A 20,590-nucleotide genomic window follows, 5' to 3' on the forward strand; every position below is an offset into this window, starting at 1 on the left:
CTATGCAGAAACGGCAGGCAAAACTCAAGGAAGGAGATTCTTCTGCGACCAGACGAATTGCCGCTGTGCTGTGAATCGGGGTACATTGCCAGCATCAGCCAGCCGCGTTCGGCCGGCCATGCGGCCAGTCACGAATCGAGCGGCGACGAGCAAATCTCTCACCCTGGTGCCAGCCTGCTGCATACCCCGACCACAGAGATGTTTACCATGCGAAACCATGCGCTGCTTTTCCTTTTCCTGATCCAAGCCACGATCGGCGTCGCTGCCGAGACCGGAGTCCCTGCCGGGAAGGTCAAGCGCAGCGAAGGGAATGTGACGGTCGATCGTGCCGGCCAGGTACAGATGCTCAAGGTGGGCGCGCCGGTGTACGTCGGTGACCGGATTCGCACCGCTGCCGATGGAGCGGTGGGTATCACTCTGTCCGACGATACCCTGCTCACCGCTGGACCGCGCAGCACTCTGCTGATCAACGAGTTCCAGTTCAACAGCACGACCCATGAGGGGGGGATGCTGGCGACGCTGCTCAAAGGTACGCTGAGTGTGGTGACCGGCCTGATCGGCAAGCAGGCACCAGAAAACGTGCACTTCAGGACACCGACCGTGCTGCTCGGGATTCGGGGCACCGAGTTCATTGTCGATGCGCGCGCAGAGGACGAATGAGGCCGCTGACCTGCTGGGTGTGGTTGCTCGCACTGAGCCTTGTGGCCTGTGTGCGTCTCAGCGACCGCGTCGTCTTGTTGCCGGGGCCGGATGGCCGTACGGGTGCGCTGTCGGTCACCAGTGCCGGGGGGGCTGTGGTGCTCTCTGAGCCCTACGCCAGCGTCAATGTGGTCGATGGTAAGTTGACCCCGATCCAGACCAACGCAGCCCTGGTAAGCGAAACCTATGGCCGGCTGCTGGCCATGCAACCGGCGCGACCGCGCGTTTATGTCGTGTATTTCGAGTTCGGGCAGAGTCTGCCGACCCCGGAGTCGCGGGCACTGCTGCCACGCATTCTGGCCGAGGTAACTGCCCTGCCAGCCAGCGAAGTGGTGGTCATCGGGCACGCGGATCGGGTGGGTGGCCTCGAGGCCAATGACCAGTTGTCCTTGCAGCGTGCCGGTGTGGTCCGCGATTTGCTGGTTGGCGTGGGGGTGGCGCGTGAGACGATTACCGTCATTGGTCGAGGCAAACGAGAACCGGCAATCGTTACCGCGGACAATATTCCGGAACCGCGCAACCGCCGTGTCGAATTGAAGCTGCGCTGAGTTGGCCTGGACCTTCGAGTTTCGGCTTGTGCCTCTCGATCTGCGGCAGTGGCTTGGCGTCGCGCTGCTCGGCTTTCTGCTTGCATACAGTCTGGGCTACATCGAGATCGATCCACTGCGCCGCTTCGACGCCTTCCTCTACGATTCGCGCGTGCGTTTGTTTGCACGCGGAGAGCTGGACGAGCGCATCGCCATCGTCGATATCGATGAGCGATCGCTGGCCGAACTGGGCCGCTGGCCGTGGAATCGAGCCCGTCTGGCGACCCTGATCGAGCGGATTTTCGAACAATACGGCGCACTGCTGCTGGGCCTGGACGTGATCCTGGCGGAAGCGGACGAGAGTTCCGGGCTGGCTTCTCTGGATGCGCTGGGCCGCGGGCCGCTACGCCAGAATACCGCTTTCCATGCCGCGCTGGAAGCGTTGCGGCCGGGGCTCGATTACGACGGCCGATTGGCGAAGGTTCTACAACGTTATCCGGTCATTTTAGGTTTCCATCTGTCGCGTGCGGATGTTGCGGCCAGGAGCGGCGCTTTGCCGCCGCCGCTACTGCCGGAGATGGCCGAACAGGCCGGGCAGTTTTCGCAGTGGCACGGCTACGGAGGTAACCTGCCGATACTTCAGCAAGCCGCCATGGGGGCCGGATTTCTCGGTGCGCCGGTGGACCTGGACGGGGTGACGCGGCGTGCCTGGTTGTTGGCCGCCTATGACGGGCAGGTGTACGCTGCGTTTTCGCTGGTGATGGCACAGGCGCTGCTGGGTAATCCGGCACTACAACTCCGATTTGCCGATCATGCCCCCTGGCAGTCCGGTTCCGGACCGCTCGAGGCGATCGAACTGCGGACGGCACGTGCGCCGCTACGCATCCCCGTCGCCGAGCAGGCGAGCGTCCTGCTGCCTTTCCGGGGTGGCCAGGGCAGCTTTCGCTATCATTCTGCGGCCGACGTGCTGGCGGGCCGCTTGCCGGCTGACAGTCTGCGCGGCCGCGTCGTACTGCTGGGCACCACTGCGCCGGGCCTGCTCGACCAGCGTGTGACGCCGGTGGGTCAGGCCTTTCCGGGGGTGGAGGCGCATGCCAACCTGCTTGCGGGATTGCTCGATGGTCGCCAGCTGCAATCGCCGGCCTACACGGCGACGCTCGAGGCCGGCTTGCTGGTGATCGTCGGTCTGCTGCTCGGCCTGCCCCGTCTCTCTCCGGCAGGGGCGGTCGTTCTGGCGGTGTGGATGTTGGTGCTGCTGACGATCATCAACCTGGCGGCCTGGACAGGCATGCAGCTGGTATTACCGATGGCGGCGAGCCTGCTCCTGGTGGCGATGCTGCTTGGCCTGCACCTGTTCTTCGGCTATTTTGTGGAACGTCGTGCCAAGCGGCGCCTGGCGGAGCTTTTTGGCCAGTACATTCCGCCCGAACTGGTCGATGAGATGAGCCGTGACCCCGAGCACTACACCATGGCAGGCCGTAGTGCCGAACTGACGGTGCTGTTCGCGGATGTGCGCGGCTTCACGACCCTTGCCGAGAACCTGCCACCGGACGAACTGGCGCAACTGATGAACGACTATCTGTCGGCGATGACCGATGTCATTCGTGCCTATCGGGGTACGCTGGACAAGTATATCGGCGATGCCGTGGTCGCTTTCTGGGGAGCGCCGCTGGCCGATCCACAGCATGCCAGGCATGCCGTCGAGGCCGCTCTCGCGATGCAGGCGGCGCTGTGCGGCGTCAATCAGCATTTTGCCAGCCGCGGCTGGCCAGCGTTGCAGGTGGGCATCGGCATCAACACCGGCACGATGGTGGTGGGCGACATGGGGTCCCGCCACCGGCGTGCCTACACCGTGCTCGGCGATGCGGTGAACCTGGCCTCGCGTATTCAGGGGCTGTCGGCACAGTATGCCGCAGGAGTGATCATCGGCGAGGCAACGCATCAGGCCCTTGGCGATTGGCGTTGCCGACAGCTCGGCTATACCGCGGTACGCGGTCGGTCGGCGCCGGTAGCCATTTATGAGCCGCTGGTCGAGGCGTAGGCGATTGCCTGGCAGGGGCATTGACCCGAATGGTTCATGGCCGGTGGCGAGCCGGGCCAGAATGACCAAATCGCTAAAGTCGTCGCCGTTTGTGCCGTAAAATTTTCAATCCGAGGCTTGATTGATCCGGTTTCGATCTTTTGCAGTGGGTGAGCATGACGTGGCGCCGCTTATTGGATTAAGATGTCCGGGATCAGGCGTGCTGTGCTTTACGCGAGGAAATGAGGAATGTCCGATCTACTGAAAAACATCGATGCCCGCACCAAACTGGCCGGGACCAACAAGCTGGAGATCCTGTTGTTCTCGCTCGGAACCGATGCGCGCACCGGACGATGTGAAACCTTCGGCATCAATGTCTTCAAGGTGCGCGAAGTGATGCGGACGCCGCCGATCACTTCAGCGCCGGACATGCCGTCTTCGGTCGAGGGGATGGTGAGTTTGCGAGGGGCGCTGGTGCCGGTCGTCGATCTTGCCCGTTATGCCCGTATAGATACGGAGACGCAGCGCTCGATCATGATCGTCACCGAATACGCGGGTCATACACAGGGCTTTCTTGTCGAGGGGGTGGATACCATTCTCCGTCTCGACTGGAGCCAGATGCGGGTACCGCCGGCGATGCTCATGGCCGAGATGGGTGGCCTGGTGACGGCGGTCACCGAATTGCCGGATGGTCGTCTGGTGATGATGATGGATGTCGAGAAGGTACTCTCGGAAACGACGAACTACGACGACGACATCGTTTACCGCAACATCAAGCCGATCGACAATGCCACGCTGACGGTATTCTTTGCCGATGATTCGGCGGTGGCACGCAAGCAGATTCAGCGGACTCTCGATGCGATGGGCGTGAAATTCGTCGCCGCGATCAATGGCCGCGAAGCCTGGGACGAACTGGAGAAAATGGCGGATTACGCACAGGCCTCCGGCCAGCAGGTGACCGACCTGATCAGTCTGGTATTGACCGATATCGAGATGCCGGAGATGGACGGTTACATTCTGACCAAGAAGATCAAGTCCGATCCACGCTTCGCTGGCGTGCCGGTGATCATGCATTCCTCCTTGTCCGGAATGTCGAACCAGCAACTGGGCAGATCCGTTGGCGTCGATGAGTATGTGCCAAAATTCGAACCGCAGCGCCTCTCGGAAACTTTGACGCGAAGGCTGCAAGGTACTCTTCCGGTAGCGCAGCCGAGCTGAGACTCTGAGACTGCGCAATCTTTCTGGAGCGATACAATGGATTTGGCGGATAGGAAGAACCTGCTGGAGAGCGTTGACGCACGCACCCGGCTGGCCGGTTCCAACAGGATGGAGATTCTGTTGTTCTCCCTGGGAACGCGCGAGACTTTCGGGATCAACGTTTTCAAGGTGCGCGAAGTCGGGCGGACACCGCACATTACCAAAACGCCGAACATGCCACGCGGGGTCGAAGGCCTGATTTCCCTGCGCGGCAACGTCATCCCGGTGCTGTCGCTGATTTCCTTTCTCGAGTACGAGGGTCAGCCGCACGAGTATGGCAAGACCATGATGGTCGCCGAGTACTCCAAGCGGACCCTGGGTTTCCTGGTCCATGAAGTGGATCGGATCATCCGTGTGGACTGGGAGAAGGTCAAGGCCCCCGAAAGCGTACTTTCCAGCAACCAGGGTCTGATCACGGCGGTGACCGAACTCGATGACGGCAAGCTGGTGTCGATTCTCGGCTTCCCACTTAAGCCGGGACAATCTCTAACTTCAATGGGTTATGCACAACCCGGTGGCGGGACTTCCTCGGTAAGGGAAGTTCCCCCATCTGGTTGAGCAGCCAATCGAAAAGATCAGGGAAAGAGGTGCTAAACAGACGTTCGGCTGCGATAGTGCCGTCACTACGTCTCACCCCATAGTTGTGGATAACCGTTAGCGCAGCCAGGCGGCATTTCGTCAGACCTCGCCCGTTATGATACAACTGGGACAAGCGGCCATTGCGCCCTTCGACGGCGGAGGAGCTGCGATGGAACTGTCGCACCATCCATTCCCCCCATTCTAGCCAGCGCTGCAACTCACTCTCGGAGAATCCCGAATGGAACGGGTCTGCTTTCCAGGCCTCTAATGCTCGCTGCCAAGCCTCCTGATACCGTTTCCGGTGAACCCTGTTTTGCGTTTTCCGCATTTGGTAGTGCCAATAGAGTACGGGCAACAGCTTGCTCGTCAGCCATTGCCGAGTCGCTTCATCCAGAGACCAGCCCAGCAGGATTTCTTCTACCCAAAGCCACCAAAAGCTGACGTGACTCGATAAGGCGCCGATCTGGGCACGGAACTTCTTCAGGGCGGAACGGGTATCCTGGATCCCTTGTTGCGCCGCCAGAGTTTCCAGGGCCTGTGCTCGCGTTTCCAGTCCTGCCACTACGCTCTCCGCCGTCGTGCGAGTATTCTCCTCCAGGGAGAAGGGATGGATTTCCTCGGCGATTCCCAGCAACTGCTTCTGGTACTCTTGCTGCGCCTGTTCCACTTGCGCGCGGGCTTCCCAGGCACAGGCCTGTTGTGCCGCCAAAGCCGCCTTTTCCTCGGTACTGGCTCCGCGCGACGGCTGATCAAGGGCCTTCTGGGCCAGTTCGCAGCACTGATCCGCCTTGGCTTTTCGACGTCCCAAGGCCGGTGACAACCAGCGACTGAGGCCATATTGCTCGTGGAACGTATCCGCGCCCGAGGTACACTCAAAGCCTGTGACCGCTAATTTGATCAGGGCCTTCGCCCGGTCACTGATGGCGTGGTTGACTTCGATACCCAGTGCTTCCAGGCGCGGGGTCACCTGGGCAAACCAGGTATCGAAACCCCGGTCCTTCTGAATCGACTCCAGCAATAGGTAGCCCGAGGACAAATCCATCAGCACCAAGATCAGAATCTCCCCAAAGAACGTCTCATCCGCGGCCACCACCGCTTGGCGTGTCCGCGTCGGTACCGAGGCTTCACACTGTTGCTGAAACAGGGGCAACAGCGCTTCCATCCGGCTGAGTTGGGTCTGCAAGGCGCTGGGAGACACCCCCACATGGGTATGAAGGCGGATCAATTGGAAGAAATCCGACAAGGCACCCGCCCCCACATGATGTTGCAGCCCGAACGTGTACAGCACAGCAAATACCAGCAATCTCAGCCATGCCTCCCCCTCTTCGGTTTCCCAAAACCCCGATTCAGGATGTCGGTTCCTACGGGCTTGCGCTTGCAGGTGGCGATGAACACTGCTTTTCGGGCGATGAATTAATTCCCCCACTGCACGCAGGCTTCGTTTTCCCTGGTCTGTAAGTGCGGCAAAAATGACGCGGCTGGTTGTCCGTATGGCTTGAGTCGTAGAGTTTTTTTGTCATAAAACTGATGATACAGGAGATGCGGCAACCAGTTCCCATCTCCTCAGCTCCCTTCATCCTCAGACTCTATCGGTAGCATGACTGTCCCGCTTTAAGTGGGAAGCCCGATTCTCGACGTCGAGCAGATCCTCGCCAACGCCTTCGGCGAGGCGATCATCGTCGACATCCCGCCAGCGAACGTTGATCAGGACGTCTGCATGTTTTTTGCCGATGATTCGCTGGTCGCCCGACGCAAGATCGTCGAAGTCCTCGACAAGCTCGGCGTCAAGCACAAGCATGCGACCAATGGTGCCGAGGCCTGGGGGCGACTGCAGGGAATTGCTGCGCATGCCACACAAACTGGCCGGAGCGTTCGCGACGAGCTCCGCCTGATTCTGGTCGATGCCGAAATGCCCGAGATGGACGGCTATGTCCTCACCAAGAACATCAAGAGCGACGTCCGTTTCACGGGCATCCCGGTAGTCATGCATTCGTCGTTGTCGTCGCAGGCCAATCATGCGATGGGCAAGGCCGTAGGGGTGGATGCCTACGTCGGCAAGTTCGACGCCGAAATCCTCGCCGATACCCTGCGCCCCTTGCTCGAACGCTGAGCAAACAGAAAGAAGGAATCTGGAGTTACAGAATGGCTGATCCGAAGATGAAGATTCTGGTGGTGGATGATTTCTCGACGATGCGACGCATTGTCAGGAATCTCCTCAAGGAATTGGGTTTCTCGAACGTAGACGAAGCAGAAGACGGTGCGGTGGCATTACAGAGGCTGCAGAATGGCGACTTCGAGTTTGTCGTCACCGACTGGAACATGCCAAACATGGATGGCCTGCAACTCCTCCAGTCGATTCGCAGAGCACCGGCGCTCAAGCATCTGCCGGTACTGATGATCACCGCCGAGGCGAAGAAGGAAAACATCATCGCAGCTGCACAGGCAGGGGCAAGCGGCTACATCGTCAAACCTTTCACCGCAGCCACGCTGGCCGAAAAACTACAGAAAATCTTTGACAAGATGGGTGGCTGAGATGAGCGACGCGGATAGGTCTGGGGACTCCAGGGAACTCGAAGCGCTGTTCGACAGCATTGCTGCGGGAGTGGCAGCGTCCGCAGCACCGGCGCCGCCAGCGTCTCGGGGAGCGTCGTTGATGCAGCAGTTGCGCGAGGGCGACGGGGCAGACGACAGCGACGAGTTGCAGATTCTCTTCGATTCGGTCGTCGCAGCGCAAAGCGTCGCAGCGGGCAGTCCCGAGGCCGCGGGCAGCGTTGAGCAGTGGCAGGGCCAGGACCGGGTGTTTCAGCGCATCGGCCAGATGGCCAGGCAGTTGCACGACACACTCGGGCAACTGGGTTACCACGAACTCATCGAGAATGCCGTCGCCGCCATCCCTGACACCAGAGACCGCCTCAACTATGTCGTCAACCTCACCGAGCAGGCTGCCTGCCGGGTATTGAATGCGACGGATCTGGCCAACCCCCTGCAGGAGGAACTCGAGACCGCTTCGGCCACGCTGGCGACGAAATGGGATGCCCTGTTCGCCAATCGAATGGGCGTCGAGGAATTCAAGCACCTGGCCGAGGAGACGCGTTCTTTCTTCAAGCAGGGCCTGCCTCAGAAAACCGGGGCCACGAAAGCGCAACTGCTCGAGATCATGATGGCGCAGGATTTCCAGGATCTGACCGGCCAGGTGATCAAGAAAATCATCAATGTGGCGCAGGAACTCGAGTCGCAACTGATGGGAGTGCTGATCGAGACCCTGCCCGGCGAGCGGCGCACCGACTCGGTGATGAGCCTGCTCAACGGGCCAGTGATCAATGCCGAAGGATGCAGTGACGTGGTGGCCACACAGCAGCAGGTCGACGATCTGCTCGACAGCCTGGGATTCTAGGAGATTCAGGATGAGTGATTTTGCCGGGATGGAAGACCTCCTGCAGGATTTCCTGCAGGAGGCCGGAGACCTGCTCTCGGATGTCGACAACAAACTCGTCGACCTGGAGCGGAGCCCGGATGATCGCCGTCTGCTCAACGACATTTTCCGTGGGTTTCACACCATCAAGGGCGGTGCAGGTTTTCTCAATGCCACCGAACTGGTCACCCTCTGCCACTTGACCGAAAGCCTGTTCGACAAGCTCAGAAACGCCGAGATGAAGCTGACGGCGAGTTTGATGGATACCATCATGGCAGCGACCCAGAGTGTGCGCCACATGTTTGGCGAGATCGCACAGGGTACGCAACCGCATGCGGCCCCTGGCGAACTCACTGTCGCGCTGCGAGCCATGCTCGAAGGGCGTGGCGCAAGTCAGGATGGCGGGGGAATGGCCACTCCCGTCGCTGTTGCAGACGAAGGTCCGGACTGGCACACCCTGCATGCGGCCGTGAGCGGGCAAAATGTCGCGGTGCCGGCGGTGGCAGCAAGTGGGACACCTGCGATGACGGCGAATGCGGCCGTGGCCGCAGCCGCAGCGGTGGATCTGTCCAAGCTGCAGCCGCATTTTCCACCGGAAGGGCGTCGCAGCACCGACAGGCCTGGCGCTGCGGTGAGCGGCGCCCCTTCCGGTCGCCGTGCCGACGAGAAAGCCGCTGCGCGCGAGGCGACGATTCGGGTCGATACCACGCGCCTGGATCAGGTGCTCAACCTGTCTGGCGAGATTGGTCTGACGAAGAACCGCCTGACCAGTCTGCGCGCCGATATCCTCGCCGGCAGAACCGATTCGGAAACCCTGCAGGCCCTCGATCAGGCGGTCAGCCAGCTTGATCTCCTGGTCTCGGATTTGCAGAACTCGGTAATGAAGACGCGGATGCAGCCGATTGGCCGGCTGTTCCAGAAGTACCCGCGGATTGCCCGCGATCTGGCTCGGCAATTGGGCAAGGACGTCGAGTTGGCGCTGATTGGCGAAGAGACCGAAGTCGATAAGACGATGATCGAGGACCTGGCCGATCCGCTCATTCACCTGATTCGCAATGCCGTTGATCATGGCGTCGAGAGGCCTGAAGAGCGTCTGCTGGCCGGCAAGCCGGCGAAAAGCGTGGTCCGTCTCGAAGCGCGTCAGGAGGGAGATCACATCGTCCTGATCATTGCCGATGACGGGCACGGGATCAGTCCTGAACGGATTCGCGCCAAGGCGGTCGAGAAAAACATCATCAGCGAAGAGGAAGCCAACACGCTCGATGACCGGCAAAGCCTGAACCTGATTTTTCTGCCCGGCTTCTCGACGATGGCGCAGGCATCGGCGGTATCCGGTCGTGGCGTCGGAATGGATGTCGTCAAGACCAACATCCAGAAGCTCAATGGGGCGATCGAGATCCGCTCCGAGCCTGGCAAGGGCTCGGTGTTCATCATTTCGCTGCCGCTTACGCTGGCGATCCTTCCCGTTCTGCTCGTCCTGCTCGGTGAGCAACCCTTTGCGCTGCCGCTATCGATGGTCAGGGAGATCCTGCCGATCGACCACCAGCGGATGCAGGAAGTGGGCGGCAAGGAAACCCTGGTGGTGCGCGGCGAAATCCTGCCGGTGATCGCCCTCTCGCGACTGCTTGGCTGGCCGCAGTTGCAGCAGCCCGAGTACGGGGTTTTGATGCAGACCGCCGAGCGCAGCTTCATTCTGGCGGTGGACAACTTTGCCGGCCGGGATGACGCGGTGATCAAGGCGCTGGACGACTTCCGTCCGCGCGGTGTTGCCGGGGTGACGACGCTCTCGAACGGTCAGATCGTCCTGATTCTGGACATGAAAGAACTGCTCGCCGATCTGGCCACGCATACCGACCGCGACCTGCGGAATACACCGGCGCGGGCTCTGGAGTTTTTCTCCTAGACGCCGAGGAGTTCTTGGGCAAGGGGGCTTACGGCACCCATTCTTTTGCGTCTCTGAGACAACTGTTGTTCCTGTGCAACGATCCGAGAATTGGTCTAAATAAGAGCCCTCACTCATCGCTTTTAACTCTCGTTTTTCTATAATAGCCTGGAGTACATTGGAAGCTCCAAATGGCTGAGGAAAGCGACCTCGAAAAATCCGAACCAGCGTCAGCAAGACGTCTGGAGCAGGCGCGCGAGGAGGGGCAGGTCCCTCGGTCGCGGGAGGTCGGCGCGTTCGTGATCCTGATCGTTGCCGCGACGGCGTTCTGGCTGATGGGTCCCTGGATGATGCAGCGCATGGCGGAAATTTTCCGGCGGGGTCTGCAGCTTGACCCACGCCTGGCACACGAGCCGCCGCTGATGCTGCTTCGCCTGGCAGACCTCTCGCTCGACGCCTTGCTGACTTTTGTCCCCTTGTTCGTGGCGCTGGTCGCTGCGACGCTGCTGTCGCCTTTTTTCCTCGGCAGCTGGAATTTTTCCCTGAAAGCGCTGCAGCCTGATCTGAGCCGTCTCGACCCACTCAAGGGCCTGTCTCGCCTGGTTTCCTGGACCGGGCTGGTGGAACTGATCAAGGCCGTGGCCAAAGCCTCGCTGCTTGGCGGCGTCGCGGTGTGGATTCTGTGGAGTGAGCGTGGCGACCTGCTGGCGATGTTTGCGCAGTCGATTCCGGTCAGCCTGTCGAGTGCCGGCCAATTGCTCACTTTCAGCTTTTTCGCGATCGTTGCGGCGATGTTGCTGATCGTTGTGGTCGATGTGCCATTCCAGATCTGGCAGCACCACGACAAGCTCAAGATGACTCGCGAGGAACTCAGGCAGGAAAGCAAGGAACTCGAGGGCAACCCCGAGGTCAAGGGCCGCATCCGCCAGTTGCAGCGGGAGGCGGCGCGCAAGCGGATGATGGCCGCCGTCCCGGCGGCCGACGTGATCGTCACCAACCCGACCCATTGCGCGGTTGCTCTGGCGTACAAGAGCGGCATGGCCGCACCGAAAGTTTTGGCCAAGGGGCTGGGCGAGATCGCCCTCAAAATCCGCCAGGTCGGCGCCGAAAACGCCGTACCGATCATCGAGGCGGCACCCCTGGCGCGCGCGCTCTACCGCCATGTCGATCTCGATCAGGAGATCCCGGCAACGCTGTACGCGGCGGTCGCCGAGGTGCTGGCCTATATCTATCAGTTGAGCAACTGGCGCCTGAGCGGTGGCCACTATCCGATGCCACCGCTGGCGATCACGGTTCCTGAGGAACTCATCGGGGAGGCTGCAAATGGCTGATGCGAGCCTGGTCATGCGGGATTTCGTCGCTCGTTTTGGCCAGCGGCAAATGACCGGCCCGGTGCTGATTCTGCTGATTCTGGCGATGATGGTCCTGCCGCTGCCGGCATTTGTCCTGGATCTCTTTTTCACGTTCAATATCGCCATTTCAGTGATCGTCATGCTGGTTGCCATGAGCGTGATCAAACCGCTGGATTTCTCCGTTTTCCCCACCGTACTGCTGGTCACGACCTTGTTGCGTCTGTCCCTCAACGTCGCTTCGACGCGTGTCGTTCTGCTCGAAGGCCATACCGGCCCCGGTGCTGCCGGGCAGGTCATCGAAGCCTTCGGACATTTTCTGGTCGGTGGTAATTACGCGGTCGGAATCGTCGTGTTCACGATTCTGGTGGTCATCAATTTCGTGGTGATCACCAAGGGTGCCGGACGCGTCGCGGAAGTGGCCGCACGCTTCACTCTCGATGCCATGCCGGGCAAGCAGATGGCTATCGATGCGGACCTCAATGCCGGACTGATCGCCGAAGACGAGGCACGCAAGCGGCGCGCGACGATCGCCCAGGAGGCGGACTTCTTCGGTTCGATGGACGGTGCCTCGAAGTTTGTTCGTGGTGACGCGATTGCCGGTATCCTGATCATGCTGATCAACGTGATTGGTGGCCTTTTCGTCGGGGTGCTGCAGCACAGCCTGGATATCGGCACCGCCGCCAAGACCTACACCCTGCTGGCCATTGGTGATGGACTGGTGGCCCAGATCCCGGCACTGATCATTTCGATCGCTGCCGGCATGGTGGTGACGCGTGTCGGAGACAACGAGGATGTTTCGCAGCAGTTCGTGTCGCAGCTTTTCAACAATCCGAAGCTGCTGTTTCTCGCTGCAGCAATCATCGGTCTGCTGGGCCTGATTCCCGGGATGCCCAATTTTGTCTTCCTGCTTCTGGCCAGCGCCATTGCCGCCATGGCCTGGCAACTGGAGAAGCGCGAGCACCTCGCCTTACCAGCAGAGACCATCGCTGTCGCACCGGTAGCGACGCGTGAAGCGCAGGAGGCCAGCTGGAGTGATGTCACGCCACTCGACGTTCTCGGGCTGGAAGTCGGCTATCGCCTGATTCCATTGGTCGACAAGTCACAGGACGGCGAGTTGCTGCGCAGGATCCGTGGCATCCGCAAGAAATTCGCCCAGGAAGTGGGATTTCTGGTGTCGCCGGTGCATATCCGCGACAACCTGGAACTGAAACCCAACGCTTACAAAATTCTGCTCAAAGGCGTCGAGATCGGCGAGGGCGAAGCCTTTCCGGGAAACCTGCTGGCGATCAATCCCGGTCGGGTGGCCGCGCAGGTGCCCGGTACGGTGACCAGGGATCCGGCTTTTGGCTTGCCGGCAGTGTGGATTGATCCGGCGCTGCGCGAGCAGGCACAGGCCTACGGTTACACCGTCGTCGATGCCAGCACGGTCACGGCAACGCACCTCAACCACCTGATTCTCGCGCACTCTGCCGAGCTGCTGGGGCGACAGGAGACGCAGGCGCTGCTCGATCACCTGGCGAAGGAAATGCCCAAGCTGGTCGAGGAACTGGTGCCCAAGGCACTGTCGCTCGGCGTGGTGCAGAAAGTATTGCGCAACCTGCTGGAAGAGGGAGTGCCTCTTCGCGATATGCGAACGATCATTGAAACCCTGACCGACATGGCACCGCGCTCCCAGGATTCGGAGGTGCTGACCGCGCAGGTGCGTACGGCGCTAGGCCGTTCGATCGTCCAGGAGCTGTACCCAGGGGGGGCTGAAATGCAGGTGATGTCGCTGGATCCGCAACTCGAACGTCTTCTCATGCAGGCCGTCGGTTCTGGCGGCGATGCTGCCGGCATCGAGCCGGGTCTTGCCGATACCCTGGTGCGTGAGGCTATTGCCGCTGCGCAGCGCCAGGAGGAGGTCGGCTTGCCGACGGTCCTGCTGGTTCCCGGAAACCTTCGCACGCTGTTGTCGCGCTTCCTGCGCCGCAGCATTCCCCAACTGAAGGTCCTGGCGCACGCTGAAGTGCCTGAAAACCGGGTCATCAAGGTGACCTCCATCATTGGACAGAGAGTATGAACGTCAGGAAATTCATTGCCGCAACAGCGCGCGACGCCTTGCGCAAGGTCAAGGAGACCCTCGGACCGGACGCGATCATTCTCTCCAATCGCGGGATTCCCGGAGGCGTCGAGATCATGGCGGTGGCCGCCCGCGACATGGAAATGATCGTGCCGACGCCGGAACGCGACACACCTCGCAGCAAGGAATACACGTCGGCTGCATCGCCCGCTGCATCGCCCGCTGCATCGCCCACTGCGTCGCCCGTACCGACGCCGCTTGCCGCGCGGGAACCGCCGCAGCTGCGCGCCATGCCGCCAGCACCGGGACAGCCGAATGCCCGTCCCAGCCCTCGCCCGTTACCGCCCTTGGCGGCCAGACCCTTGCCGCAGATGGCGGTGCCGCAGTCGCCACCAGCTCGCAGCGATCCGAAGCCGGAGGCGGAGGTGGTGCCGGCAGCCGTGATGGAGGAGATTCGCACGCTGCGACGGATCGTCGAGCAACAATTGGCGGGTTTCGCCTGGGGAGAATCCGCGCGTACGGAGCCGGTCAAGATGGAAATTCTTCGCCAGATGCTTGATGTCGGTTTCTCGCCGCAGGCGGCACGCGACCTGCTTGCCGATCTGCCCCGCGAACTGGAGAGCGGGCCGGCGCTGTCCTGGGTCAAGGGGGCTGCCGAGCGTGGCCTGTTGACCATCAACAGCGAGAGCGACATCGTCGACCAGGGTGGCATCTATGCGCTGGTCGGTCCCACCGGCGTCGGCAAGACCACGACCACTGCCAAGCTGGCTGCGCGCTGTGTGTTGCGACACGGTGCCAGGAAGCTTGCCCTGGTGACGACCGATGGTTACCGGATCGGTGCCCACGAACAGTTGCGAATCTATGGCCGGATTCTGGGCGTCCCGGTGCATCTTGCCAGGGATGCCAAAGACCTGCGTGCCACGCTGCGCGATCTGCAGCATACCCACATGGTACTCATCGACACCATGGGCATGAGCCAGCGCGACCGCATGGTGAGCGAACAGGTAGCCATGTTTGCGGCCAGCAATGTCCAGTCTTTGCTGCTTCTGTCGGCGACCAGCCGCGGCGATACGCTCGATGACGTCGTCCGATCCTACAGCCGGCTGGATCTGGCGGGTAGTATTCTGACCAAGGTGGATGAAGCCGCAAGTCTGGCTTCGTCGCTCGATGTGATCATCCGCAATGGTTTGCGCCTGTACTACGTTTCGAATGGGCAGCGGGTGCCGGAGGATCTGCATCTGCCGAATCGGCAGTACCTGCTGCATCGTGCTTTCAAGGATCTGCCCGAGAGTTCACCGCATCACCTGAGCGGTGTCGAACCCGGCCTGATGATGGCCACTTCCGCGGTCGGTCTGCAATCCGCCGGAGGCCAGCATGGCTGACTTTCGAGGCGATCAGGCGGCAGGCCTGCGGCGCCTCCTGCAGCGTCCGCAGTCGCGTATCGTGACCTTTGCCGCTGGCGGCATGGGAGTGGGCAAGAGCGTTCTGGTGGCCAATCTGGCGGCAGCGCTGGCCGGGCAGGGCAGGGAAGTCCTGGTTGTGGACGAGAATATCGACCACGGCATCGCTGCATCGTATGGCGCTTTTGCAGCGTATGATCTGCAACAGGTCATTGATCGGGAAAGGTCGCTTGCGGAAGTGATCCTTGCGGTGGCGCCGGGGATCCGTGTCCTGCCGGCGGCCAGGGTCGTCAAGCAGCTCGCCAGGCTGAGCGATGCCGAGCAACGCATCCTGCTCGACTGCCTGGGTGAAATCCGACCCGCTGCCGAGGTCGTTCTGGTCGACACCTCGCTTGATCATCCGCTCGGTTTCTCGCCGCTCGCTCTTGCCGCGCACGACACCGTGATCGTCGTGTCGCCGAACAGCAAGTCGATTACCGAGGCCTACGCGCTGATCAAAAAAGTCAGTCTGGGTTACTCGCGCAAGCACTTTCGCATCCTGGTGAACAAGGTACGGGCAGCCGCCGACGCGCAGGCGATCCATGACAATATCGCGCAGGTGACCAGCAGTCGCCGGCTTGCCCGTGTCGATTACGCGGGTTACGTGCCATTCGACGAGCATCTGCGGCAGGCCTCCCGCTTGTGCCAACCGGTTGCCGGCTTGTTTCCGAACTCGCCGGCAGCCAAAGCGTATCAGACCGTGGCCAATGAACTGTTGAACTGGCCAGCAGCCGAAGACGAGTTCGGAGACGGGGGGCTCGAACATTTTGTGCAACAACTGCTACACTTGAGCCACCACATCGATCCGGTCGCTATCTACGCCTGATAGCTCCTCCAATAACGCATGTATAACGCTGCTGGTCAACTCAACAAGGATCAGCTGGTCCAGCGCTTCGCTCCGCTGGTCAAGCGCATCGCCTGTCATCTGATGGCTCGGCTGCCTGCCAGTGTGCAGGTGGAAGATCTGATTCAGAACGGGATGCTCGGCCTGCTGGACGCCATTGGCCGTTTCCAGTCCGGCATGGGAGCTCAGTTCGAAGCCTATGCGGTGCAGCGCGTGCGCGGCGCGATGCTCGACGGGCTGCGCGACAATGACTGGTTGCCACGCAGCCTGCGCCGCAATTATCGGCGCATCGAGGTCGCGATTGCCCGGCTGGAACAGGAGAACGGTCGCTCGCCGACAGAAATGGAACTTGCTGATGCTCTGGGAATGGGTCTTGCCGACTACCAGAAAATGCTGCAGGAAGCCCGAGGGCATCAGCTGATTTACCTGGAGGACATGGTTTCCGAGGGTGGCGAGGAATATCTAGAAAATCATCTGGTGGACGAAGGCGCTGATCCGTCGACGATCCTGGAAAACGAGAATCTCCGTCAGACGCTGGCGCAGGCGATCGAAGGGCTGCCGGAGCGAGAAAAGCTGATGATGGCGCTCTACTATGAGCAGGATCTCAATCTGCGAGAAGTCGGAGAAGTGATGGAAGTCAGCGAGTCACGCGTGTGTCAGTTGCACAGCCAGGCGGTGATGCGCTTGCGCGCCCGTTTGTTCGGTGCCGACGGCAGGAAGCTCGGCAGAGCCGCAAGTCATGGATAGAACCAGTGTGCTCGGTCTGCTGATCGGATTGCTGGCGATCGTTGGCGGCCAGATTCTCGAGGGGGGGCATCTTGGATCGCTATCGCAACCGACAGCCTTGCTGATCGTGGTCGGTGGTACGCTGGGGGCGGTCATGTTGCAGAGTCCCTATGCCACCTTCGTGCGCGGCATTCGCATGGTGAAATGGATGTGGTACCCCCCGCAGGTCAATCATCAGCAGTTGATCCAGCAGGTCTCGAGCTGGAGTCAGGTGTCTAGGCGCGAGGGTCTGCTGGCGCTGGACGCAATCCTCAACGAGCTCAAGGACGAGTTTACTCGCAAGGGCTTGCAGCTTCTGGTGGATGGCGCAGAGCCGGAAAGACTGCGCGAGGTTCTCGAGGTCGAGATCGGTACCTATGAACAGGAGATGAAACTTTCGGCCAGGATATGGGAGGCGGCTGGCGGTTATTCGCCGACCATCGGTATTCTCGGTGCGGTGATGGGATTGATTCAGGTGATGGAGAATCTCTCCGATCCATCGAAGCTCGGTGCCGGCATTGCCGTCGCTTTCGTCGCAACGATCTATGGTGTGGGCCTGGCCAACCTGGTGTATCTGCCGATGGCCAACAAGCTCAAGGGGCACGTCAATCGTCTCATCGTGCAGCGCGAAATGCTCGTCGACGGGCTGGTGGGTATTGCCAATGGCGATAATCCACGCATCATCGAGAGTCGCTTGCGTAGCTATGTCTTCTAATGGTCATGGCGATTTGAGACACCCCGGATCATGAAAGCCATGACCGTTTCCCTCTCTAAGGGTTCATAAGCGATGGCACGGCGAAAACCTCAGGAAGAGCAGGACAATCACGACCGCTGGCTGGTGTCATACGCGGATTTCATCACCCTGCTGTTTGCCTTCTTCGTGGTGATGTACGCGCTATCCTCGGTGAATGAGGGAAAGTATCGCATTCTGAGCAATTCGATGATCAGCGCCTTTCGCAATGTTCCCGTCAACAGCGCTGGACAAACGCCGATGATTCTGCCGCCGTCAGCGCCGGTAGTACCGAAACCGAACCTGGCAAGCAAGGCGCAGGAGGTCGCCAAACAGCAACAGCGCGAGAAAATGCGTAACGTCGCCAAGGAGATTCTGGAAGTGATGGCGCCGCTGATCGAGCAGGGGAAGGTGCGCGTTCTTGAAACCAGCCGCGGCGTGAGCATAGAAATCAACGACAGCATTCTGTTTTCTCCCGGCCAGGCACTGCTGCAACCGCCACTGGTCAAAGCCATGCAGTCGATCGCCGAAGTGCTGGTCGCTGCGGATTTTCCGATCATCATCGAGGGGCATACCGACAATATCCCGATCAAGAACACGCAGTTCCCTTCGAACTGGGAACTTTCCGCCGTGCGCGCGACCACCGTCCTGCGCCTGTTCGCCGATGCCGGCGTCGCGGCGGAGCGCCTGACCGCGATCGGTTATGCCGATACGCGTCCGGTCGAGCCGAATGTACTGGCGGACGGGCGGGCGCGCAATCGCCGGGTGACGATCCAGATCGAATCCGACATTCCCGAAAAAGGCACCGAGATCACGCCGGCTGGCCGCAATTGAAGCGGCTCCAGCGAATTCAGCGAATTCAGCGAATACGCTTGCGCATCCCGACAGGATCCCGGATTTGCCCCAGGGCAATCCGGAAACCACTGCTGAGCGGCCGGTAGGCAGGTTCGATGCGGCTGCGATTGGCAGAACGCGCGTAGCGGGCAGGGTCGCTCCAGGTGCCGCCGCGCAGGACGCGCATCTTGCCGATGATCGGGCCACGCGGGTCGATCTGTGGCTCCTCCGGGTATTCGCCATACCAGTCGGCGCACCATTCCCAGACGTTGCCGTGCATCTCGTACAAGCCCCAGGGATTCGCCGGCAAGGAGGCGACGGTCACGGTGCGTTGCCGATAGAGACCTTTGTCGCCGCCGATGTAGGGGTAATTGCCATGAAAGTTGACCTGCTCGACAGTGATCTGATTGCCGAAAGAGAACGGCGTCGTCGTCGCGGCCCGGCAGGCATATTCCCATTCGGCCTCGCTCGGCAGGCGGGCGTACAGTCCTGGAAAGCGTCGGTTCAACTCGGCGATGAAACCCTGCGCATCATGCCAACTGACGTTTTCGGCCGGATTCTGCGGGTGATCCTGGAAATGGCTCGGGTTCACCGGCCAGACCGCCAGCCAGAAGGCTTGCGTGCAGGCCGTATCGGCGAGCCAGTAGCCGCTGCTCAGCGTCACCTCGTGCGGCAATTCGGAGCAGCCCCGCTCGGCCTCGTCAGCCGGTGCTCCCATCAGGAAGTGCCCCGGTGCAATCCAGCGAAACCGCTGCTGGGCATTACCGACACGCAGTACCACCGAGAGTCCGAAGCGATCTTCAACGACGTTGCTCACCCAGGGTAGCGGGATGGGCCTGGCGGGGATGATCTCTGACATGATGGGCTTTCGTGGCGGTGTGACCGGAAATTGTCTGTCGGGGCTGCCGGGCCGCGTGATGCGGCGGACAGAATCTTCAATCAGATGCTTGCCACGACTGCCGGATCGACGCCGAATGCCACCAAGTGACAAAGGTTTTTCAGTGTACCCGCCGAACGCCCTGCCGGGAAGGCCCGTGCGCGTGCCGGAGTCGAAAACAAGGGAAGTCATCATTTTTGACCTTGTTGGAACATTGGTCAAGCCTCCAGGTCAGCCATCGCAATCGTCGTATTCGTCGTATTCATCGCAAAACCCGTACAATTACGCTGAAGTACCCAAGGTACGAGGTAGGCAATCATGGGCAGGACATGAGTCTGCCGGATGCCGACATATGCGCCAAGGAACTGCAGGATCTGGCCACCAGCATAGATATCAAGAACCATCTCGGGATAATTTGGAGTATCGACATCATGCCCATCTACGAATACGCGTGTACCACCTGCGGTAAGGAGTTCGAGAAGCTGGTACGCCAGTCCTCGCCCGCGCCTGCGTGCCCAAGCTGCCACAGCGTCGACCTGCGCAAGAAATTGTCGGCGTTTTCTGCCATAACCGGATCGGGTGCCAGCGATTTTCCTGGCCCTTGTGGAAGTTGTGGCCACCCTGACGGCCCAGGCGCCTGCCATTTTCAGTGAGATCCAGTGAGAGCTTGTATCTCTCCTCTCCACTCGCGGGAGAGGGGTCGGGGATGAGGGGGAAACGGTCATGACTTTCAGGGGGTGTCTTGCAAAGTCATGACCGTTTGGCAAGCCACTTCACACCCCATTGACAAGGAAGAACCATGACTTTTCTGATGTGGCCGCCGGCACTGGAAATCGGTCACGAACAAATCGACCGCGAGCACCGCGAACTGGTCGCGCTGCTCAATCGTGCCCATGCCGCAAGCGTTGCCGGCGACCAGGCCGAAGCACTCGATGTCCTCGTGGCACTGGAGCGCTATACCGAGATCCATTTCGCCCATGAAGAAGCGCTGATGGACGAAATCGCCTATGAATTCACCGCAATCCACCGTAGCGAGCATCGCCAGTTATTCTTCGACGTCAAGAACATGATCGACGACTCCAGCTTCGGGACTATCGACGTCGCAGCCGTTTCGCAGTTCATGCAGCGCTGGCTGCTGCGGCATATCGCTGGCCCGGATCTCCACCTCGGTGAAGCGCTTGCCCGCGCCAGGCCGGTGAATCTGCTGCCGGCGAACTCGTTGGGAGTTTCCCATTAGGGTACAGCAGCAACTACTGGCGCAGGACGTGCTCGTGCCGTCGCGTAACGCCTCCGGCTGTTGAGCAGCCCGCCGGG

General features: G+C 60.7%; 18 protein-coding genes and 2 pseudogenes. 18 read left to right on the forward strand and 2 right to left on the reverse strand.

Annotated features, from left to right (window positions below):
• The first annotated feature begins 57 nt into the window (after positions 1-57).
• The 5 genes and pseudogenes from V5B59_RS01750 to V5B59_RS01770 all read left to right on the forward strand — a co-directional run.
• Complete coding sequence (locus V5B59_RS01750; protein WP_332351515.1) at positions 58-660, forward strand: FecR family protein; 603 nt, start codon at positions 58-60, stop codon at positions 658-660.
• Positions 657-1,247: an OmpA family protein gene (locus tag V5B59_RS01755; protein ID WP_169071066.1), complete on the forward strand. Its 591-nt coding sequence runs from the start codon at positions 657-659 to the stop codon at positions 1,245-1,247. The genes V5B59_RS01750 and V5B59_RS01755 overlap by 4 nt, the downstream gene beginning before the upstream one ends.
• Before the next feature lie 28 nt (positions 1,248-1,275).
• Positions 1,276-3,267: a CHASE2 domain-containing protein gene (locus V5B59_RS01760; RefSeq protein WP_169071065.1), complete on the forward strand. Its 1,992-nt coding sequence runs from the start codon at positions 1,276-1,278 to the stop codon at positions 3,265-3,267.
• A 228-nt stretch (positions 3,268-3,495) separates the two neighbouring features.
• Positions 3,496-4,464, forward strand: a complete 969-nt coding sequence (locus tag V5B59_RS01765) for a chemotaxis protein (protein ID WP_169071064.1) — start codon at positions 3,496-3,498, stop codon at positions 4,462-4,464.
• A 36-nt stretch (positions 4,465-4,500) separates the two neighbouring features.
• Positions 4,501-4,962, forward strand: a pseudogene (locus V5B59_RS01770) (chemotaxis protein CheW); the annotation flags it as partial.
• A gap of 10 nt (positions 4,963-4,972) precedes the next feature.
• Here V5B59_RS01770 and V5B59_RS01775 read toward each other — a convergent pair.
• The gene (locus V5B59_RS01775) at positions 4,973-6,508 is read right to left on the reverse strand and encodes a DUF6399 domain-containing protein (RefSeq protein ID WP_332351228.1); all 1,536 of its coding nucleotides are present in this window, start codon (positions 6,506-6,508) and stop codon (positions 4,973-4,975) included.
• 201 nt (positions 6,509-6,709) lie between these two features.
• Here V5B59_RS01775 and V5B59_RS01780 point away from each other — a divergent pair.
• The 11 genes and pseudogenes from V5B59_RS01780 to motD all read left to right on the forward strand — a co-directional run.
• Positions 6,710-7,192, forward strand: a pseudogene (locus V5B59_RS01780) (response regulator); the annotation flags it as partial.
• A 32-nt stretch (positions 7,193-7,224) separates the two neighbouring features.
• Positions 7,225-7,614, forward strand: a complete 390-nt coding sequence (gene cheY / locus V5B59_RS01785; RefSeq protein ID WP_034913447.1) for a chemotaxis response regulator CheY — start codon at positions 7,225-7,227, stop codon at positions 7,612-7,614.
• A 1-nt stretch (position 7,615) separates the two neighbouring features.
• Complete coding sequence (cheZ, locus tag V5B59_RS01790; protein ID WP_169071062.1) at positions 7,616-8,476, forward strand: protein phosphatase CheZ; 861 nt, start codon at positions 7,616-7,618, stop codon at positions 8,474-8,476.
• A gap of 10 nt (positions 8,477-8,486) precedes the next feature.
• Positions 8,487-10,397: a chemotaxis protein CheA gene (locus V5B59_RS01795; protein WP_332351516.1), complete on the forward strand. Its 1,911-nt coding sequence runs from the start codon at positions 8,487-8,489 to the stop codon at positions 10,395-10,397.
• A gap of 170 nt (positions 10,398-10,567) precedes the next feature.
• Positions 10,568-11,707: a flagellar biosynthesis protein FlhB gene (gene flhB / locus V5B59_RS01800; RefSeq protein ID WP_332351517.1), complete on the forward strand. Its 1,140-nt coding sequence runs from the start codon at positions 10,568-10,570 to the stop codon at positions 11,705-11,707.
• On the forward strand, positions 11,700-13,787 hold the full coding sequence (gene flhA / locus V5B59_RS01805; RefSeq protein ID WP_332351518.1) for a flagellar biosynthesis protein FlhA: 2,088 nt from the start codon (positions 11,700-11,702) through the stop codon (positions 13,785-13,787). The genes flhB and flhA overlap by 8 nt, the downstream gene beginning before the upstream one ends.
• Positions 13,784-15,169, forward strand: a complete 1,386-nt coding sequence (gene flhF, locus V5B59_RS01810; RefSeq protein WP_169069425.1) for a flagellar biosynthesis protein FlhF — start codon at positions 13,784-13,786, stop codon at positions 15,167-15,169. Before flhA ends, flhF begins: the two co-directional genes overlap by 4 nt.
• Positions 15,162-16,052, forward strand: a complete 891-nt coding sequence (locus V5B59_RS01815) for a MinD/ParA family ATP-binding protein (protein WP_034912902.1) — start codon at positions 15,162-15,164, stop codon at positions 16,050-16,052. The genes flhF and V5B59_RS01815 overlap by 8 nt, the downstream gene beginning before the upstream one ends.
• A gap of 18 nt (positions 16,053-16,070) precedes the next feature.
• Positions 16,071-16,817 carry an RNA polymerase sigma factor FliA gene (locus tag V5B59_RS01820; protein WP_169069426.1) on the forward strand — a complete coding sequence of 249 codons (747 nt, stop codon included), beginning with the start codon at positions 16,071-16,073 and terminating at the stop codon, positions 16,815-16,817.
• On the forward strand, positions 16,810-17,550 hold the full coding sequence (locus V5B59_RS01825; protein WP_169069427.1) for a flagellar motor protein: 741 nt from the start codon (positions 16,810-16,812) through the stop codon (positions 17,548-17,550). Before V5B59_RS01820 ends, V5B59_RS01825 begins: the two co-directional genes overlap by 8 nt.
• A gap of 72 nt (positions 17,551-17,622) precedes the next feature.
• The gene (gene motD / locus V5B59_RS01830; protein ID WP_169069428.1) at positions 17,623-18,399 is read left to right on the forward strand and encodes a flagellar motor protein MotD; all 777 of its coding nucleotides are present in this window, start codon (positions 17,623-17,625) and stop codon (positions 18,397-18,399) included.
• 25 nt (positions 18,400-18,424) lie between these two features.
• Here the strand turns inward: motD and V5B59_RS01835 are convergent, their stop codons facing one another.
• Positions 18,425-19,258, reverse strand: a complete 834-nt coding sequence (locus V5B59_RS01835; RefSeq protein WP_169069429.1) for a formylglycine-generating enzyme family protein — start codon at positions 19,256-19,258, stop codon at positions 18,425-18,427.
• A gap of 215 nt (positions 19,259-19,473) precedes the next feature.
• On the opposite strand from V5B59_RS01835, the gene V5B59_RS01840 reads away from it, so the two are divergent.
• Both V5B59_RS01840 and V5B59_RS01845 read left to right on the forward strand, forming a co-directional pair.
• Positions 19,474-19,929 (forward strand): FmdB family zinc ribbon protein, encoded by a 456-nt coding sequence (locus tag V5B59_RS01840; protein WP_248594680.1) that lies wholly within the window; start codon positions 19,474-19,476, stop codon positions 19,927-19,929.
• 146 nt (positions 19,930-20,075) lie between these two features.
• Complete coding sequence (locus V5B59_RS01845) at positions 20,076-20,513, forward strand: bacteriohemerythrin (RefSeq protein WP_169069430.1); 438 nt, start codon at positions 20,076-20,078, stop codon at positions 20,511-20,513.
• Positions 20,514-20,590: the final 77 nt, after the last annotated feature.

The sequence above is a fragment of the Candidatus Accumulibacter contiguus genome (genome assembly GCF_036625285.1).
Taxonomy (GTDB): Bacteria; Pseudomonadota; Gammaproteobacteria; order Burkholderiales; family Rhodocyclaceae; genus Accumulibacter; species Accumulibacter contiguus.

Coding starts and splice junctions, on each gene's coding strand:
- V5B59_RS01755 (WP_169071066.1), top strand. CDS start 657: ATGAGGCCGCTGACCTGCTGGGTGTGGTTGCTCGCACTGAGCCTTGTG.
- V5B59_RS01765 (WP_169071064.1), top strand. CDS start 3,496: ATGTCCGATCTACTGAAAAACATCGATGCCCGCACCAAACTGGCCGGG.
- cheY (WP_034913447.1), top strand. CDS start 7,225: ATGGCTGATCCGAAGATGAAGATTCTGGTGGTGGATGATTTCTCGACG.
- cheZ (WP_169071062.1), top strand. CDS start 7,616: ATGAGCGACGCGGATAGGTCTGGGGACTCCAGGGAACTCGAAGCGCTG.
- V5B59_RS01795 (WP_332351516.1), top strand. CDS start 8,487: ATGAGTGATTTTGCCGGGATGGAAGACCTCCTGCAGGATTTCCTGCAG.
- flhB (WP_332351517.1), top strand. CDS start 10,568: ATGGCTGAGGAAAGCGACCTCGAAAAATCCGAACCAGCGTCAGCAAGA.
- flhA (WP_332351518.1), top strand. CDS start 11,700: ATGGCTGATGCGAGCCTGGTCATGCGGGATTTCGTCGCTCGTTTTGGC.
- flhF (WP_169069425.1), top strand. CDS start 13,784: ATGAACGTCAGGAAATTCATTGCCGCAACAGCGCGCGACGCCTTGCGC.
- V5B59_RS01815 (WP_034912902.1), top strand. CDS start 15,162: ATGGCTGACTTTCGAGGCGATCAGGCGGCAGGCCTGCGGCGCCTCCTG.
- V5B59_RS01820 (WP_169069426.1), top strand. CDS start 16,071: ATGTATAACGCTGCTGGTCAACTCAACAAGGATCAGCTGGTCCAGCGC.
- V5B59_RS01825 (WP_169069427.1), top strand. CDS start 16,810: ATGGATAGAACCAGTGTGCTCGGTCTGCTGATCGGATTGCTGGCGATC.
- motD (WP_169069428.1), top strand. CDS start 17,623: ATGGCACGGCGAAAACCTCAGGAAGAGCAGGACAATCACGACCGCTGG.
- V5B59_RS01835 (WP_169069429.1), bottom strand. CDS start 19,258: ATGTCAGAGATCATCCCCGCCAGGCCCATCCCGCTACCCTGGGTGAGC.
- V5B59_RS01845 (WP_169069430.1), top strand. CDS start 20,076: ATGACTTTTCTGATGTGGCCGCCGGCACTGGAAATCGGTCACGAACAA.